This is a genomic window from Luteimonas notoginsengisoli (assembly GCF_042648885.1).
Classification (GTDB): Bacteria; Pseudomonadota; Gammaproteobacteria; order Xanthomonadales; family Xanthomonadaceae; genus Luteimonas; species Luteimonas notoginsengisoli.
Genome location: NZ_JBHRYF010000001.1, coordinates 1,015,123 through 1,032,738, shown reverse-complemented (window position 1 = coordinate 1,032,738; position 17,616 = coordinate 1,015,123). Strand labels below are relative to the sequence as shown.

At 70.3% G+C, this 17,616-nt stretch carries 15 protein-coding genes; 6 read left to right on the top strand and 9 right to left on the bottom strand.

Annotated elements, in window-relative coordinates; all coding sequences use genetic code 11:
- Window positions 1-54: 54 nt before the first annotated feature.
- Entirely contained in the window at window positions 55-726 is a 672-nt protein-coding gene (locus ACFOM9_RS04815; RefSeq protein WP_386706720.1) for a hypothetical protein, read from the bottom strand.
- 363 nt (window positions 727-1,089) lie between these two features.
- Between ACFOM9_RS04815 and ACFOM9_RS04810 the strand changes: the two genes are divergently transcribed.
- Window positions 1,090-2,838 (top strand): YfbK domain-containing protein, encoded by a 1,749-nt coding sequence (locus ACFOM9_RS04810; RefSeq protein ID WP_386706717.1) that lies wholly within the window; start codon window positions 1,090-1,092, stop codon window positions 2,836-2,838.
- 172 nt (window positions 2,839-3,010) lie between these two features.
- Here the strand turns inward: ACFOM9_RS04810 and ACFOM9_RS04805 are convergent, their stop codons facing one another.
- The gene (locus ACFOM9_RS04805) at window positions 3,011-5,872 is read right to left on the bottom strand and encodes an EAL domain-containing protein (protein ID WP_386706714.1); all 2,862 of its coding nucleotides are present in this window, start codon (window positions 5,870-5,872) and stop codon (window positions 3,011-3,013) included.
- A 201-nt stretch (window positions 5,873-6,073) separates the two neighbouring features.
- Here ACFOM9_RS04805 and ACFOM9_RS04800 point away from each other — a divergent pair, with 201 nt between their 5' ends.
- The 5 genes from ACFOM9_RS04800 to ACFOM9_RS04780 all read left to right on the top strand — a co-directional run bounded on the left by ACFOM9_RS04800 (window position 6,074) and on the right by ACFOM9_RS04780 (window position 10,668).
- Complete coding sequence (locus tag ACFOM9_RS04800) at window positions 6,074-6,658, top strand: RNA polymerase sigma factor (protein WP_386706711.1); 585 nt, start codon at window positions 6,074-6,076, stop codon at window positions 6,656-6,658.
- Window positions 6,655-7,797, top strand: coding sequence for a hypothetical protein (locus ACFOM9_RS04795; protein WP_386706708.1), 1,143 nt, complete (start codon window positions 6,655-6,657; stop codon window positions 7,795-7,797). The genes ACFOM9_RS04800 and ACFOM9_RS04795 overlap by 4 nt, the downstream gene beginning before the upstream one ends.
- A gap of 10 nt (window positions 7,798-7,807) precedes the next feature.
- Window positions 7,808-8,398, top strand: coding sequence for an IMPACT family protein (locus tag ACFOM9_RS04790; RefSeq protein WP_386706705.1), 591 nt, complete (start codon window positions 7,808-7,810; stop codon window positions 8,396-8,398).
- The gene (locus tag ACFOM9_RS04785) at window positions 8,398-10,212 is read left to right on the top strand and encodes an ABC transporter transmembrane domain-containing protein (protein WP_386706702.1); all 1,815 of its coding nucleotides are present in this window, start codon (window positions 8,398-8,400) and stop codon (window positions 10,210-10,212) included. The genes ACFOM9_RS04790 and ACFOM9_RS04785 overlap by 1 nt, the downstream gene beginning before the upstream one ends.
- Window positions 10,213-10,338: 126 nt before the next feature.
- Entirely contained in the window at window positions 10,339-10,668 is a 330-nt protein-coding gene (locus ACFOM9_RS04780; protein ID WP_386706699.1) for a hypothetical protein, read from the top strand.
- A 66-nt stretch (window positions 10,669-10,734) separates the two neighbouring features.
- Here the strand turns inward: ACFOM9_RS04780 and ACFOM9_RS04775 are convergent, their stop codons facing one another.
- From ACFOM9_RS04775 to ACFOM9_RS04745, 7 genes are all read right to left on the bottom strand, one after another.
- Window positions 10,735-12,363: an isovaleryl-CoA dehydrogenase gene (locus ACFOM9_RS04775; RefSeq protein ID WP_386706697.1), complete on the bottom strand. Its 1,629-nt coding sequence runs from the start codon at window positions 12,361-12,363 to the stop codon at window positions 10,735-10,737.
- A gap of 54 nt (window positions 12,364-12,417) precedes the next feature.
- Window positions 12,418-13,647: an FAD-dependent oxidoreductase gene (locus ACFOM9_RS04770; protein WP_386706694.1), complete on the bottom strand. Its 1,230-nt coding sequence runs from the start codon at window positions 13,645-13,647 to the stop codon at window positions 12,418-12,420.
- A gap of 114 nt (window positions 13,648-13,761) precedes the next feature.
- Window positions 13,762-13,971: a cold-shock protein gene (locus ACFOM9_RS04765; protein ID WP_386706691.1), complete on the bottom strand. Its 210-nt coding sequence runs from the start codon at window positions 13,969-13,971 to the stop codon at window positions 13,762-13,764.
- Window positions 13,972-14,068: 97 nt separating this feature from the next.
- Window positions 14,069-14,827 (bottom strand): S-methyl-5'-thioinosine phosphorylase, encoded by a 759-nt coding sequence (locus tag ACFOM9_RS04760; RefSeq protein WP_386706688.1) that lies wholly within the window; start codon window positions 14,825-14,827, stop codon window positions 14,069-14,071.
- Between the two features lie 140 nt (window positions 14,828-14,967).
- Window positions 14,968-16,089, bottom strand: coding sequence for a cyclopropane fatty acyl phospholipid synthase (cfa, locus tag ACFOM9_RS04755; RefSeq protein WP_386706685.1), 1,122 nt, complete (start codon window positions 16,087-16,089; stop codon window positions 14,968-14,970).
- 101 nt (window positions 16,090-16,190) lie between these two features.
- Window positions 16,191-17,021, bottom strand: coding sequence for a DUF3298 and DUF4163 domain-containing protein (locus tag ACFOM9_RS04750; RefSeq protein ID WP_386706682.1), 831 nt, complete (start codon window positions 17,019-17,021; stop codon window positions 16,191-16,193).
- Window positions 17,022-17,211: 190 nt separating this feature from the next.
- Window positions 17,212-17,421, bottom strand: a complete 210-nt coding sequence (locus ACFOM9_RS04745; protein WP_137265674.1) for a cold-shock protein — start codon at window positions 17,419-17,421, stop codon at window positions 17,212-17,214.
- Window positions 17,422-17,616 lie beyond the last annotated feature (195 nt).

Genomic DNA, 17,616 nt, shown 5'->3' with positions numbered 1-17,616 from the left:
GCGCTGCGTGCGGCGCCGGTCGCACAGCGACGCGACTTGCCCGCGACGCGACCTTCAGGGCATCGCCGCGACCTTCATCTCGCCCACCGCCACGTGTCCGCCGCGGCTCCATTCGGCCAGCGGCACGATCCATTGCGCGCGCGGCGCGTCAAACAGCGTCGCGCCATGACCGGTGTGCAGCACCACGTCACGGCGCTCGACGAGCTTGGGGGAGTCCTGCCAAAGTCGCCTGCAGGATTGCGAAGCCCGGTCGCCCGCATCGCGAATCCCCAGCACCCGCCCGCTCATGTGGAAGCCGGGGGCGTCGGCCAGGCGCTCGTCGCAGTTGCCGAGCAGTGCGTAGCGGATGCGGCGGTCGGCGCTGGTCGCCGAGACAAGCGCGGCGACCGGTGAGCCGGTGCCAGCACCGACGACGGTGATCGCATCGGGATCGACACCGGTGGCGATCAGCCCGTGCACTTCGTCGCGCACGCGACGGGCATAGCCCAATGCGTCCTCGCCCGCATAGGCGAGCGTGACCACGGTGAACCCGTTGTCCTCGAACGCACGCACGTTGGCCGCATGGTCGACCGCGGCCGAGCGCGAAGGCACGTAAACCAGGTAGCGCGGACCGTCCCCGCCCTGGGCAGCAGCGGCAAGGGCGGCTGGCGTGGCCGCGGCCGCCATCGCCGCGGCGACGACGAGGGCGAGCAGGCTGCGGCGGTTGAAGCAGGGAAGCGATCTCACGGCACACCTCGCGGGGGAACTGAGGAATGTTGCGGCGGTGGACGCGTGTCATCCGCCACCGCAGCGTTGTTTTCCTCCTTCGGCGAAGGCGGCGACAGTCCGGGATGTCACCGTGACCGATGGGATTTCGACGGGACAAGTGGTGCAAACCCGGGCACGCATCGAGTGTCGACCCTGAAGGCCGCGTTCCGCGTGCTGGTCACGCAAGCCGCAACGCAGTCCGCCCTGCCGGCCATGTGCGGGCGCGGTGGCCTACTCCGCATGGTCGCCATGGCGACGCTGCCGCATCCGCCGACTTCGCGCTTAACCCCAACCGTCCGAGCGGCGCGTTTGCCCGTCGTGACCACCACGGGAGACGCCCACATGCAACGCCACGTTCTTGCTTCCGCCCTGCTCGGCACGATGGCCATCGCCGGATGTTCCACCGTCAGCCAGGACGAGGCGCGCCCTGCGCCCGGCGCTGAAGCCGCCGCGTGGCCCATGCCGCCCTCGCCGCCGCCGCAGGAGGCAGCAGAAGCAAAAGCGACTGCGGGTCGATCTGCCCAGGCCAGCCTGCACCGACGCACGCAAGCCGCGTCCGCGCCGATCGCCTTGGCCGACGTCGCGGCGATGGGCGCGTACGCATCCTCCCCCGCGCTTGTGCAGATTCCAAGCCCGCAGCCGGCCGACACCGAGAAGTACGCCGTCCGCGAGGACAATCCCGTGCATCGCACCAGCGAACAGCCGGTCTCGACGTTCTCCATCGACGTCGACACCGGCAGCTACGCCAACGTGCGCCGGATGCTACAAGAGGGCACGAGGCCGCCCGTCGACGCGGTCCGCGCCGAAGAGATGATCAACTACTTCCGCTACGGCCACGCCGGGCCGGATTCGCTCGATGTGCCGTTCCGCGTGACCACCGAGCTCGCGCCGGCGCCGTGGAACGGCAAGCGCCAGCTGTTGATGATCGGCATCAAGGGCTACGACGTACCGAAGGCGACGCTGCCGCCGGCCAACCTGGTGCTGCTGATCGACACGTCCGGATCGATGAACACCCCGGACAAGCTGCCGCTGCTGAAGCAGTCGATGAAGCAGCTGGTTAACCAGTTGCGTCCGCAGGACCACGTGTCCATCGTCGTCTACGCCGGCTCGGCCGGGCTGGTGCTGGCGCCGACGTCCGGCGACCGTGGCGGGGAAATCCTCGCCGCGCTCGAGCGCCTCGAAGCAGGTGGCAGTACCAACGGCGGCGACGGCATCCGCCTGGCCTACGCGATGGCGAAGCAGGGCTACGTGCAAGGCGGCGTCAATCGCGTGATCCTCGCCACCGACGGCGACTTCAACGTCGGCACGGTCAACCAGGGCGCGCTGGAAACGCTGGTCGCCGACCAGCGCAAGGCCGGCATCGCGCTGACCACGCTCGGCTTCGGCCGCGGCAACTACAACGACGCCCTGGCCGAACAGCTGGCCGACGTGGGCGATGGCAACCATGCCTACATCGACAGCCTCTCCGAGGCACGCAAGGTGCTGGTGCAGGAAATGGGATCGACGCTGCTGACCATCGCCCGCGACGTCAAGATCCAGGTCGAGTTCAATCCCGCGCTGGTCGCCGAGTACCGGCTGGTCGGCTACGAGAACCGGGTGCTGCGCAACGAGGATTTCGCCAACGACAAGGTCGACGCCGGCGACATCGGCGCCGGCCATGAGGTCACCGCGCTGTACGAGATCACGCCGGTGGGTTCCGGCGCCGAACAGCTGCCGGTACTGCGTTACGGCGCCGCATCCGGACCCGCCGGGGCACGGCCGAGCGGGACGCGCGCGGAAGAGGTCGCCCATCTCCGCCTGCGCTACAAGCGGCCCGGCGAAGATGGCAGCCGCCTGATCACCACGCCGATCGCGCGTTCCTCACTGCGGACGACGCCCAGCGACACCCTGCGTTTCGCCGCGACCGTCGCCGCCTACGCCGACGCCTTGCGCGGCGGCACCCGGATCGGCGGCTGGAGCTGGGACGAGATCCTGCGCAATGCGCGCGGCGTGCAGGATGGCAACCCGCAGCGGGCGGAGTTCGTCGGACTGGTCGAAACTGCGCAGGCGCTCGTCGATGCGGATCGGCGCGAGGCGGTGGTGGCCGACTAGCGGCCGGCGGGCGAAGGCGCCTCCCACCAGGGATTCGAGAGATGGGGAGCAGCGTGTCGCAAGCACACCCTGACCTGCGCAGCGCAGGCGGGGTGTCCTTCTCTGCGGGCTTCGTTGGGCAAGCAAAGAAAGTGGCTTGCCCGGCCACCCCGGCTACGCTTGGGCCTTCAGGTTAGCCGCGCGCCTCGGGCGAGGGCCGTCCATACAGGTAGCCCTGCCCGAACTCGCACCCCAGCTGGCGCAGGATGTCGCGCTGCGCCGCCGTCTCGATGCCCTCGCCGATCGCGTCGATGCCCAGCGTGCCGGCCAGCGCGAGAATTGCGCGCACCAGCGCCAGGCTTTCGGCGTGCATCTCGCCGCCGAGACCGGCGACGAAGCTCTGGTCGATCTTCAGCGCCTGGATCGGGAACCGGTGCAGGTACGACAGCGCGGAGAAACCCGTGCCGAAATCGTCCAGCAAAACCAGCACCCCGCGATTGCGCAGCCCGTTGAGCATGCGCAGGATGCGCGGCGCGTCGTCGAGCAGCGCGACTTCGGTGATCTCGATCCGCAGCCGGCTCGGGTCGGCGCCGGCGTCGTCGAGCATCTGCAGCAGCCGTTCGGCGAACGTTTCGGAATGGAAGTGGCGCGGCGAGACGTTGATCGAGACGTAGCCGTGGCGGTGCCGGGTCATCCAGTCGAACACGCGGCGGTACATCAGCCAGTCGACCTGCTCGATCAGCCCGCTGTCCTCGCCCACGCCGATGAACGCCCCCGGCGGCAGCGGACCGTGCAACTCGTGGTTCCAGCGCAGCAGCGCCTCGTTGCCGACCACCTCGCCGTCGGACAGGCGCACGATGGGCTGGAAGTGCGGCACGAACGCGTCGGCCAGGATCGCGCGGCGCAGGTCCGCCTCCAGGTCCAGCAGGCGCGTGGCCTCGGCGCGCATCTCCTCGTCGAACAGCGCGCTGCGGTCGCGGCCGTGCGCCTTGGCGCGATACATCGCCGCATCGGCGTCGCGCAGCATGTCCTCGCCCTGCAGGTAGCGCGGCTCCCACAAGGCGATGCCGATGCTGGCGGAGGGGAACAGCTCGCGTCCCGCGATCCACATCGGCTTGCCGAGCTCTTCCAGCAAGGTGGCGGCCAGCGACTCGGCGGCCGCGTGGTCGCCGACCTCCTCCACCAGCACGGCGAACTCGTCGCCACCCAGTCGCGCGACCAGGGTCCCCTCGCCCAGCGATCCCGCGATGCGGCGGCCGGCTTCGACCAGCATCTCGTCTCCCGCCGCGTGCCCGGCGCTGTCGTTGACCAGCTTGAAGCGATCCAGGTCGAGGAACAGCACGACGAAACGCTGCCGCTGCGGGTCGCTCATCCGGGCGATCGCCGCGTCCAGCCGCTCGAGCATCAGGACGCGGTTCGGCAAGCCCGTGAGGCTGTCATGCCGGGCCTGGTGGGTCAGCCGCTGCTCGGCGCGCACGCGCTCGCCAATCTGCGCGCGCAGCTCGCGGTTGGCGTTCTCCAGCTCGCCGGTGCGCGCCTCGACGCGGAACTCGAGCTCGGCGTGCGCGGCCTTGAGGTGTTCCTGCGCGCGCTTGCGCGCAAGCGCACCGTCGATGTGGTGGGCGACGAACGTCAGCAGCGCCTGGTCGCGGGGAACGAAGCTGATGTCCGCCGTGTAGCTCTGCACGACGATCGCCCCGACTACCGCGTCCTCGCGCTTGAGCGGAACGCCGAGCCAGCAGTGGGCCAGCGGCCCGAAGCTGCGCACCGCGCCGCTGGCCTCGAGGTCGGCGATGGTCGCGCGGTCGGCCAGCAGCGGCGCCCCCGTCGAGAGCACGAATTCGGTCAGGCCCCTGGCAAGGTGGCGGGATTCGCGGCTGCGGTCGCGCTCGTCGACCGAGTACGGGAACTCGATGTGCTCGCCGTCGGCCGACAGCAGCGCGATGTAGAAGTTGCGCGCGTACAGCAGCTCGTCGACGATCGAATGCACGTCGGCATAGAAGCGCTCCAGGCTGCCCGCGGTGACCGACAGTTCGGTGATCCGGTACAGCGCCCGCTGCAGCTTCTCGGCGCGCTGGCGCTCGACGATCTCGGCCTGCAGCACCATGTTCGCCTGCTGCAGCTCGCGGGTGCGCTCGTCGACGCGGCGCTCGAGCTGTTCGCGCGCCTGGCGCCGGTCGAGCGCGGTCAGGATGTGCTGGGCCACGTACTCCAGCAGGGTGCGGTCCTCATGCGTGTAGCGCGAGGCCTGCAGGTAGCTCTGCACCACGATCGCGCCGCTGACGCGCCCCTCGCGTCGCATCGGCACGCCGAGCCAGTCGGCGCTGTCCGGGCCATGGTTCTGGTCGGTGGGGACCCCGAGCTTGCTGCGGATTTCCTTTGACGGTCCGAACAGCGGCTGCCCGTGCCGCAGCAGGGCCACCGTCAGGCTGTTGTCCATCGAGTCCAGGCGCAGCTCCTCGTCGGGCTGGGCCACGTAAGGGTCGCGCTGGTCGGCGAAGTACAGGAAGCGCAGCGTTTCGCGGATGTCGTCGTACAGCACGATGTAGAAATTCTCGGCCGGCATCAGCCCGCCGACCACGTCGTGGATGCGCCCGAGCATGTCCTGCATTTCCAGCCCGGACCCGGCCAGGTCGGCGATCTCGTACAGCGCCTGCTGCAGGCGCTCGGATTTCTGCAGCGATTCGATCCGGGTCTGGGCCTGTGCAGCGGCAAGCGTGGCGCCGATCGTGCGGCGCGCGAGTTCGAGCCAGGGCTTGCGCGATTCCGGCGCCAGCGGCTGCGACAGGCGGGCAGCCAGGGCGATGCGCGTGCCGGCATCGCTCCACGCATCGATGACCTCGGCGTCCACGCCGTCGGGCACGACATGCTCGAGCGAGTCGCGGGCCCGGGCGACCAGGGCCGCTGGCGCGTCGGCGGTGTGCGAGAGCCCGCCGTCGATGCGCACGTCGCTCCACGCCACGGCAAGCCTGGATCCGGTGGGCAGCGTCGCGGCCAGCAGGTCGGCAAGGCCGGAAGCCCCGCCTTCCGGCGCCGCGGTTCTCGTTGTCTGCACCAAGGTTCGCACGCCGCTGTTTCCCCGCCCGCCATCATTCAGGATAACGGGCGCTTTTTCCATTGCCGGCAACCCCGGCCCGCGCCCATGGTCGTTTGTTTCCGGAATGAACGGTGCGTCCACATGAACGCGGTCGCGATCCGGCGTCGTGGGCCGGCGCCGGGCTTCTCCTGCGCGGCGGCAGCGCTTAACCTGCCGCCAATGAACGATGTCGCCACCCCGGATGCCCAAGCCAGCGACGAGGCCAGCGACGAGACGCTGATGCTGGCGTACGCGGCCGGGCGGACGACCGCGTTCGAGCAGCTTTACGCGCGCCACCGCACCCGCCTGTACCGCTTTTTGTTGCGCCAGCTGCGCGACGGCGCGCTGGCCGACGACCTGTTCCAGGACATCTGGCAACGCGTGATCGCGGCCCGCGCGGGCTGGACACCGGAGGCCTCGTTTTCTTCCTGGCTGTACCGGATCGCCCACAACCGCATCGCCGACCACTGGCGGTCCCAGCAGTACCGCCCGCCGGCGCCGGAGAACGCCGACGAGCGCACCGCGCGCATACCCGATCCCGACACGCCGGAACGCACACTGTCCGAGTTCGAGCAGCGCCGGGGCATGCAGCTGGCGCTGGACGAGCTGCCGGAAGAGCAGCGCGAGGTGATCCTTCTGCGCCTGGAACAGGAGCTGACCCTGGAAGAGATCGGTGCCATCACCGGCGTCGGCCGGGAAACGGTGAAATCGCGCCTGCGCTACGCGATGGACAAGCTGCGCGCGCGCCTGGGGGACGCCGGATGAGCATCGGATCCGGAGCTCCGCACCACCGCGACGACGCACTCACGCCCGAGGAGCGCGCGCTGGCCGATCGCCTTGCCCGCCTCGGCCCACAAGGCGAGCCTTCACCGGCGCTCGACGCGCGCATCCTCGCCGCTGCGCATGCGGCGGACGGAGCGCTCCGTGCGGCCGCGGCCGCTCCCGCGCATCGTCCGCCGCGACGCAGGCCGCGACGCTGGCCAGTGGCCTTCGGCGCTGCCGCCACGCTGGTCATCGTCGGCGGACTGGCCTGGCAGCTGCGTCCGGTCGACGAGCTGCAGGTGGATTATTCCGAAGCGCCACGCGCCGCGTCGGGACCTTCCGCTGATGCGGCGCCGCGCCCGGCGCAGCAGGCCGCGCGCGTCGTGGCGCAGCCGGTCGCTGAAGCCGCGCCGGCGGCAGCCGACAGCGCCGCTTCCGCGTCCGCCGTGCCGATGATGGAACCCACTCCTGCCGAAACCGGAGGGTCCGCGGAAGCCCGGACCACAGCGGGTGCGCAGCCGAAGACGTTCGCATCCGAGCCGCCGGCGCCTGCCGAGCCACCGGTGGTGTTCGACGAGCCGTCGCCGATGGGCACGCCTTCCCCACCCGTCGAGTTGCGGCAGCTGGCGCCACCTGCCCCGCCCCCGCCTGCGCCCGCCCCACCTGCGCCGGCGGCGCGCGCCGCCGCCTTGCCGCCGCGACCGGTTGCCGGCAGCGCACCGGCCCGGCCCGCTGTCGAGTTCGAGGACAAGGCACGCGCGCAGCGGGCCAAGGCTTCGGAAACGGCGGCCCGAGGCGCGCCCGCGGCGCAGGTCGCCTCCGGCACCACCACGCAGCCTGCCAGGCAGGCCGATGCGGCGGCCGCTGCCGACGCCAGCGCCTTGGGCCACGTCGAAGTCAGCGGCGCACGCGCCGAAGAGGACGAGCGCGGCGACGCCGACTACGCCGGCGACCAGCCGCTCGACGACCAGCCACCGGCCTCGGTCGACTCCCCGCAGGTCCGGCAAGCCTGGCTGCAGCGCGTGCGCCAGCTTATCGCCGAGGGCAGGACGGACGCTGCGCGCGACAGCCTGCGCGAATACCAGCGCCGCTACCCGAAGGCCGCCCTGCCCGACGACCTGCGCGCACTGCTGGCCCAATGATCGGGCGACCGTGAGCCTGCATACGCTGGCAGCCCCCGCGACGCACGCGATCGAGGTCAAGCACAGCCGTTTCCTGGCCCATGCCGTTCCGGTCGAAAGCACCGCCCAGGCGATGCAGGCGCTGGCGGCGGCATCGATCGCCGACGCCAGCCACAACTGCTGGGCCTGGCGCATCGGCGACGACTACCGTTCCAGCGACGACGGCGAACCGGCCGGTACCGCCGGGCGCCCGATCCTCGCCGCCATCGACGGCCAGGGCATCGACCGCGTGGCGGTCGTGGTCACGCGCTGGTTCGGCGGCATCAAGCTCGGCGCGGGCGGACTGGTACGCGCCTACGGCGGCGCCGCGGCCGAGTGCCTGCGCGGCGCCGAACGCATCGCGCTGGTCGACCTGCGCGAGGTCGCGCTGCATGCGCCATTCGATGACCTGGGCAACGTGCATGCGGCCATCGCCGCGGCCTGCGCCGAAAAACTGGCCGAAACTTTCGACCCCACCGGAGTCCGCCTGCTGGTGCGTTTGCCTCGCGACGAGGTCGACGCCTTGAAACTGCGCCTGCGCGACGCCACCCGTAACCGGGTGCGCATCGACGACAATGGCTGATGGCTGACATTCCAGAGCAGGACATCGACCCCGGCGACGCGCCGGATACCCGGCCGCCGCAGGACGCCCGCGGCAAGCCCAAGCCCCGACTCGGCAGCCTGCGCGCGCTGTGGCCTTTCGTCATGCGCCAGAAAGGCCTGCTGGTGGCCTGGCTGGTGGCGCTGGCGGCTTCCAGCACCGCGACGCTGAGCCTGCCGCTGGTGGTGCGGCGGATGATCGACCACGGTTTCTCGGGCGGCGGCAACGTCAACGCCACCTTCGCGCTGGTGTTTGCGGTCGCGCTGGCGCTGGCGATCGCCACCGCCGCGCGCTTCTTCTTCGTTTCGCTGCTCGGCGAGCGCGTGGTCGCCGACCTGCGCGAACGCCTGTATTCGCACCTCGTCGGTCTCGATCAGGCGTTCTTCGAGCGCAGCCGCAGCGGCGAGCTGGTGTCGCGCCTGACCGCGGATACCGAACTGCTGCGCAGCGTGGTCGGTTCGACCGTCTCCGTCGCCCTGCGCAGCGTGGTGATGGTGATCGGCAGCCTGGCGATGCTGGTGGCGACCAGTCCGCGCCTGGCGGCGTACACGCTGGTCGGCATCCCGCTGTGCGTGCTGCCGCTGGTGCTCGGCGGGCGTCGGCTCGGCAAGATCTCGCGGCAGAGCCAGGACCGTGTCGCCGACGCCAACGCGCTGGCCAGCGAAACGCTCGGCGCGATCCCGACCGTGCAGGCGCACGCACGCGAGCCGTACGAACGCGGCCGCTTCGCCACCGCGATCGAAGCCTCGGTCGCCACCGCGCGCCGCCGCATCGGGATGCAGGCACTGGTCACCGCGATGGCGATCTCGCTGGTGTTCGGCGCGATCACGCTGGTGCTGTGGTCGGGCGCCCACGACGTGATCGACGGCCGGCTCACGGTCGGCACGCTGAGCCAGTTCGTGCTGTACGCGGTGCTCGGCGGAGGCTCGGTTGGCGCGCTCGCCGAGACCTGGAACGAGCTGCAGAAGGCGGCTGGCGGCATGGGCCGGATCGGCGAACTGCTCGACGAACGCCCGGCCATCGCCGCACCGGCACGGCCGCACGCATTGCCGGTACCGGTACGCGGTGCCCTGCGCTTCGACGGCGTTACGTTCCACTATCCGTCGCGCCCCGATGCGCCGGCGCTGGAAGACTTCAGCCTGCAGGTCGCCCCCGGCGAAACCGTGGCGCTGGTGGGCCCGTCGGGCGCCGGCAAGAGCACCGTGTTCTCGATGCTGCTGCGCTTCCACGATCCGCAGTCCGGTCGCATCGAGCTCGACGGCGTGGACATCCGCACGCTCGATCCGGCCGAATTGCGCGGCACCGTCGCGCTGGTCCCGCAGCAGCCGGCGATCTTCGCCAGCAGCGCGCGCGACAACATCCGCTACGGCCGGCTGGAGGCCAGCGATGCCGAGCTGGAAGCCGCGGCAAGGTCGGCCGAGGCGCACGAGTTCCTCTCGGTGCTGCCCGCCGGCTACGACGAGCAGCTCGGCGAACGCGGCGCGCGGCTGTCGGGCGGACAGCAGCAGCGCATCGCCATCGCCCGGGCGCTGCTCAAGGACGCGCCGGTGCTGCTCCTCGACGAAGCCACCTCCGCACTCGATGCGCAGAGCGAGCGCGCCGTGCAGCAGGCGCTGGAGCGGCTGATGGAAGGCCGCACCACGCTGGTGATCGCGCACCGCCTGGCCACCGTGCTCAAGGCCGACCGCATCGTGGTCATGGACCGCGGCCGGATCATTGCCCAGGGCACCCACGACGAGTTGATCGCACAGGACGGCCTCTACGCGGAGCTGGCGCGGCTGCAGTTCCTGGACTAGCCGGTCCCGGGTTCTCCACCGCTGCGCCGGCCCGGCGGAACCCGCCGGCCGGCGATCGGTTGCGCCTGGTCCCCGCGCTGTCGCGATCAGGCATTCCGGCAACAGGTGCCGCTCGGCGACATGCTGGTGTTCGCGCTCCTTGTCGGTGCCGCGCTCTGGTTCCGCCGGCGCGGCGACATCCCCAAGCGGCTGATGCTGCTCGCATGCGTGGGCCTGCTGACCGCCCCGATCGCGCGGATCCCGCTGCCGTTGCTGCAACAGGGCGGCATGGTCGCGTTCTTCCTGATCACCGCGGCGCTGGTGCTGGCCTGCGTGGCATGGGACACGATCGCGCGCCGGCGCCTGCACCCGGCCTTCGCATGGGGCGCTGCGCTGGTCGCGGTGTCGCGGCCGCTGCGGTTGGCGCTGTCGCAGACTTCGCAGTGGCAGGCATTCGCGAGCCGGCTCGCGGGCTGAGTGCCAGCCGCGCAAGCCGGCGCCGCACGCAGCCCCGGCTGCGCGGATCGCCAACCGCGACGGGCTTCAACGCGGCCAGGCGCGCTCGATCGGCAGGCCGTGGTCGATGCTTGTCGGCAGGGTGCCGAATGCCAGGCCATGCGCTCCGCCAAGCCTGCTGCTGCAGTACGCGTCGGCCAGCGGACTGTCCGCGCGCAGCAGCGTCGCGGCCTGCAAGGCCAGCGCCAGGCGTTCGACCAGCAGTCGCGCGCCGGATTCACCGGTCGGGTTGCGCAATGATTCGCCCAACGCCGCAACTGCGGCGTCATAGTCGTCGTTGCGCCCCGCTGCCGATTCAAGCTCCGCGAGCAACGCGTCCGCGGAGCCGGGCTCGCGTCCCAGCGCGCGCAGCACGTCCAGGCATTGGATGTTGCCGCTGCCCTCCCAGATCGAATTGAGCGGAGCCTGCCGGTAGAGCCGCGGCAGGATCGACTCCTCGATGTAGCCGGCGCCGCCCAGGCACTCCTGCGCCTCGTTGACGAAGGCGGGCGTGCGCTTGCAGATCCAGTACTTGCCGATCGCGGTGGCGATGCGCGCGAACGCGGCTTCGCGCGGGTCGCCCGGCGATGCATCGACCGCGCGCGCCACCCGCATCGAAAGCACCAGCGCGGCCTCCGATTCGAGTGCCAGGTCGGCCAGCACGTTGCGCATCAGCGGCTGCTCGATGAGCCGCTTGCCGAAGGCGATCCGATGGGCCGTGTGGTGCAGCGCCTGCGCCAATGCCATGCGCATCTGCGCCGCCGAGCCGAGCATGCAGTCCAGGCGCGTCAGCATCACCATCTGCAGGATCGTGGCGATGCCGCGCCCCTCATCGCCGATGCGCCACGCACGGGCCTCCATGAACTCGACCTCGGCCGAGGCATTGCTCCAGTCGCCGAGCTTGTCCTTCAGGCGCATCAGCGCGAAGGCGTTCTTCGCCCCGTCCGGGAGCCGTCGCGGCAACAGGAAGCAGCTCAGTCCGCCGGGCGCCTGCGCGAGCACCAGGAAGCCATCGGACATGGGCGCCGAGAAGAACCACTTGTGCCCGACCAGCGCGTATTCGTCGCCAATGCCGCCAAGCGGCGTGGCGGTCGTGGTGTTGGCGCGCACGTCGCTGCCGCCCTGCTTCTCGGTCATGCCCATGCCCAGGGTCACGCCGGGCTTGTCGCCGATGGCGACGTCGCGCGGGTCGTAGCGGCAGGCGGCGACCTTGTCCGCCCATTCGCGCAATGCCGGCGCGTGCCGCAGCGCCGGCACCGCGGCATGGGTCATGGTGAGCGGGCAGCTGGTGCCCGGCTCGGCCTGGTTGTGCAGGTAGCACAGCGCCGCGCGCGCGACGTGCGCGCCCGGCGCGGCGTCGGCCCACGACAGGCCGGCCACCCCCTGGTCGACCGCCGCGGCCATGATGCGGTGGTAGCTGGGATGGAACTCGACGCTGTCGATGCGGTGCCCGAGGCGGTCGTGGCTGCGCAGGCGCGGCCGGTCGCGATGGGCGTCGAATGACAGTGCGTACAGCTCGCCACCGGCGAGCACGCCGTAGCGCGCGATGCGATCGGCGTGCGCTCCACCACCCTCGCGCGCCACGGCTTCGCGCAGCGCGACGTCGTCCCGCCACAGATCGCGCGGGCCGAACTCAGGCGGCTGATTGTCGACCGTGTGGGTCCTGAAACGCTCCATGGCGGCGCCCTCGATGCGAGGCCCGATTCTGGCCCAATTGATGCACCCGCGCAGTCAGGCCTCTTCGCCTGCCGCCAGTGCCTCGATGAATCCCCCCTGCAGGCCCAGCCGGCCGAACAGGCCATGCTGCGTGCCGCTCAGCACGCGCAGCATGTGGCCACGGCCGCCGGGCATTCGGCCCATCGGCAGGAACGCGGCGTCGCGCAGGCGTGCGACCAGGTCGCGGTCGGACTGGAACAGCGGCGTCAGCCAGCGGCTCCAGAACTGGTAGACGCGGACATGGCGACGGCGCTCGCGCTCGTAGACTGCCAGTGCGGCTTCGATATCGTCATGGGACCGCAGCGCATCGCGCAACGACAGCGCGTCCATCAACGCCATGTTGACGCCCTGCCCCAGCTGCGGACTCATCGCGTGCGCCGCGTCTCCGAGCAGCACGACGCGCCCCCGATGCCAGCGCCGCGGCACCGCGTCGCGATAGCTGGCGCGCGCCAAGGTAGTTTCCGACGCTTCTCCCAGCAGATCGAGCGCTTCGGGCCAGATTGCCCGGACCTCGTCGCGCCACGCCGCCATCCCGCCCGTCCGCCATGCGTCGAATTCGGCGGTGCGCATGCTCCAGAAGAAGCTCAGGCGCGGCGTGTCATCCCCCGGGCGCGTGCCGACCGGCAACAGCCCGATCATGCGCCGGGCCGCGACGTAGCGCTGGCGCAGTTCGTCCCGCCACGGCCAGTCGCCGCGCGGGACCAGACACCACAGCGCGCCCCAGGGATACGGCCGATCGAGGCCCGAGACCGCTACTTGGCTGCGCAGGGCGGAGGCCGAGCCGTCGGCCACGATGATCATGTCGAACCGCCCGTGCCAGCGGCCTTCCGCGTCGCGGATGCGATGCGTGCCGCCATCGATCGCCGCGATCCGGGTCCCGCGATGCATCGAGTCGAAACCGGGCCATGCCTGGGCGAGCAGCGTGAACAGCGCCCCGCGCTGCATGCCCAGCCCACGCAGTCGCGCATCCAGCCCGGAGTAGCGCATGTCCATCACCCCGCGCCCGCTGGGCGTTTCGCCATACAGGCGACGCACCGGCGCGCCATGCGCGAGCGCCGCATCCAGCAGGCCCATCGACCACAGCACCTGCAGCCCGGTCGGCTGCAGCAGGAAACCCGCACCGACCGGGCCCGGCTGAGGTGCCTGTTCGAACACCTCGACCCGGTGCCCGTCGCGCGACAGCAGTACCGCGGCCGCCTGGCCGGCGGTGCCGTAACCGACGATGGCGATGTGTCGCGGCGTCAATGCAGCGGTCCTTGCAGAGCCATGGCGTCAGCGTGACGAGCCATCGGCAACGCGCACGCCGGGCGAAAAAAACCCCGCCACGGGGCGGGGTTCAAAACTCGCGGTACGCGTGGATCAGGCTTCGACCGGCTGTACGCCAGCGGCCTGTGCGCCCTTCGGACCCTGCGTGACCTCATAGCTGACGCGCTGGCCTTCCTGCAGGCTGCGGAAGCCCTTGGATTCGATCGCCGAGAAGTGCACGAAAACATCCGCGCTGCCGTCCTCGGGTGCGATGAAGCCGAAACCCTTGGCGTCGTTGAACCATTTCACTGTGCCGTATTGCATGACTCTCCCTACCTCGTCTGGATGCGATGTGCGTGCGCCCCCTTGCGGTCCCCTGGGCACACGGCGCGAGTATGCAAAGCAAGCCCGATGGTTGCAATCACCCCGACAGCATTTCCGTGACCAGGGCCGGCAGCCCGGACGAGGCCGCCGCGACGTTGGCGAGCACTTCCTCCAGCGTGATCACCTCGTCCACCACCGGCCCCGCGCCCGCCGCCCAGTTGGCGACGATGGCCAGACAGGCGTACTCGAGGCCGAATTCGCGGGCGAGTCCGGCCTCGGGCATGCCGGTCATGCCGACGAGATCGCAGCCGTCGCGGCGCATGCGCGCGATCTCGGCGCGGGTCTCCAGCCGCGGTCCCTGGGTGGCGCCGTAGCAACCGCCATCGACCAGGCCAACGCCGGCGGCGCGCGCCGCTTCGATCACGCGCGCGCGCAGCGTTGGCGCGTACGGCTCGCCGAAATCGACGTGCAGCACTTCGGTGCCCTCTTCCTCGCTCAGCGTGGAGATCCGGCCCCAGGTGTAGTCGATCAGCTGGTCGGGGCACGCCAGCACCCGCGGACCGAAACGCTCGGTGATCCCGCCGACGGTGTTGAGCGCGAGGACGCGCGTTGCGCCCAGCGCCTGCAGTGCCGCGAGGTTGGCCCGGTAGTTGATCCGGTGCGGCGGCACCGAATGGCCTTCGCCGTGGCGCGCGAGGAACGCCACGCGCTGGCCCGCCAGCGTACCCACGCGCACTGGTCCGGACAGCGCGCCGTAGCGCGTCACCGGCTGGTGGGGCTCGATGTCCTGCAGGCCGGCGAACTGGTACACGCCGGTGCCGCCGATGATGGCGAGCGCGATGTCGGAATGGCGCATGGGTGTTTTCCGTGTTGTGGAGGTGGGCCGGTGACTGGCGACTGCGAACTGCGAACTGCGTGGGATGATCCGCAAACGCGGCGTGCGACGCAAAGCCGGCGCGCGGGTCGACGGCGACCGGCTTTGCACGATGCGCCGCTTCAGCGCGGCGCGATGTATCCGCCCGGCACGCCGCGCGGAGACAGCACCAGTTGCCAGAGCTGGATCCGGCGCGCCCGGAAGCTGGCCATCGACGCGGCCAGGTAGTAGCGCCACATGCGCCGGAAGCGCTCATCGTAATGCGCCGGCAGCGTATCCCAGGCAGGTTCGATGTTGGCCCGCCAGGCCTGCAGGGTGCGGTCATAGTCGGCGCCGAAGTTGTGCCAGTCCTCGGTCACGAACAGACCCTCGGTGGCGGCGGCGATCTGCGCCGCCGACGGCAGCATCGAGTTGGGGAAGATGTACTTCGCGATCCACGGGTCCGTGTGCGTCACCGACCTGTTGTTGCCGATGCAGTGCAGCAGGAACAGGCCGTCGTCGCCCAGGCAGCGCCGCGCGACCTCGAAGAAGCGGCGGTAATTGCGAAAGCCGACGTGCTCGAACATGCCCACCGACAGGACCCGGTCGAAGCGCTCGTCGACCTCGCGATAGTCCTGCACGCGGATCTCGACCGGCAGCCCGGCGCACAGGTCGCGCGCGAACACCGCCTGTTCGCGGGAAATGGTGATGCCCACGCCGCTGACGCCGTAGCGCTCGGCCGCGAACTTCAGCGCCTCGCCCCAGCCGCAGCCGATGTCGAGCACGCGCATGCCCTCGCGCAATCCGAGCTTGCGGCAGATCAGGTCGAGCTTGGCTTCCTGCGCGTGGTCGAGGTCGTCGGCCTGGCGCCAGTAGCCGCAGCTGTAGACCAGGCGCTTGCCGAGCATCGCGCGGTAGAGATCGTTGCCCAGGTCATAGTGGCGCTTGCCCACTTCGTAGCTGCGACGGCCGGCCTGCAGGTTGAACAGCCGCGCGCGCAGCGCGTCCTTGATGTCGGCCGGGCTCGGGGCTCGCTCCTCGATGCGGGCGTCGAGCAAGTGGAAGAGCAGGCCATCGAGCGACCGCGCGTCCCACCAGCCGTCCATGTAGCTCTCGCCGAGCTTGAGCGAGCCCCCGGCCACCAGCCGCGCCGGCAGGTGCGGATCGTGGACCTGCATGTCCCAGTCGCGGTCGCCGTCGATGCGGACGTCGGCGTCGGCCAGCAGGGCTTGCAATCGATCGCGGAATGGATGCGTTGCGGACATGCCTCTCTGTCCGGAAAGCCTTGGCCCAAGATTACCGTCGCCGTCGGTGCCGCGTCACGACAACCGGTGCAACACAGCGTGGCGGGGGCGCACGCCGCGCGCTAGGCGGCCGGGGCGGCGAATATTCCGCGGTAGGGCTGGGCCACGTGCGGGAGCAACAGGCCGGCGGGCACTTCGGCGGTCTGCACGCCGTCGGAGTACGGCCCCACCTGGTAGGGAGGGAACACGAAACGCAGCGCGGTGACGTGGCCCGTCGCGTCGAGCACCGGTTCGAACTGGGCGAAGTTGCCGGCATCCGGCGCTGTGCCTTCATCGATCATCTTGAGCCCGGACTTGAGCAGTTCCGCGCGCTCTGCCGGTTCCGTGTCGTCGCCATCGATCCGCTGCGACAGCGCCGCGTGCAGCTGTTCCCGCACCGCGTCGGACACGGCCTGCCATCCGGCGCTGCCGGTGATCAGGCGATCGGGCCGCAGCAGCTCCTTGCGCTGTGGCAACCAGACGAAGCGCGCGACCAGCGGATTGCCGTGCGCGCCGCCGGTATAGCTGCTGCCGGTGGCCGCGACGGCGACGATCTGCGGGGTCTCGGCCAGCATGTCGAAGGCGAGGGAAAGGTCGTACGGCGCGGTCGGCTTTTCGCCGCCCAGCCCGTCGACCGCCTGCATCAGCTCGTCGACCGCGGCTTGCGAATAGCGCTGCAGTTCTGCCGCCAGGCCCGGATACTGGTTGATGTTGGGTGGATAGCTGATGCCGATGAGGTAGCGCTGATCGCGCTCGATCCTGTCGGCAAGTTCGACCTGGCCTTCCGGCTTGGCAGCCGGTGCTTCTGCCGCCGGCGTCGCGGGCGTTTCCGGGGAAGGCGACCGGGGCGCGTCCGCCTCGCGCTGGCAGGCGGCGAGCAGGAGCAGCAGGCAGCAGGTCGACAAACGCTTCATGGCAATCGTTCCCCGTGGATGTGGCGCCGGGCTACCCGGAAAACCGGAGTCTAGGAGCCGTGATGTGACGCCGGGATGGACGCGCGCGATGCACCGCCCCATTCGCCTGGCGCGGACTTCGTGCCGCATACGAAAAAGCCCCGGGCGTTTCCGCCCGGGGCTCTGGTGTTGCGACTGACTTGGTGCTGGCTTACAGGGCCTGCACTTCGTCGGCCTGCAGGCCCTTCTGGCCCTGCACGACCTTGAACGAGACCTTCTGGCCTTCCTGCAGCGACTTGAAGCCGCTGCCCTGGATCGAGCGGAAATGGACGAACAGGTCCTGGCCGCTTTCCGGGGTGATGAAGCCGAAGCCCTTGGCGTCGTTGAACCACTTGACGGTACCGGTCTGACGATCGGACATGATGTGTTACTCCTTGAAACAGTTTTTTTGGGGATACACGGTCCGTTTCAGGCGGATCCGCGACTGTGTCAGCAAGGGGTAACGCGAAGCGATGGAGCGGATCGGCAGATCTACCGCATCGAAACCACGATGTACCGTGATCCCGGCTTTGAACAGTGCGCGCACCTTACCGCACTTTTGGCCAGAAGTGTGAAT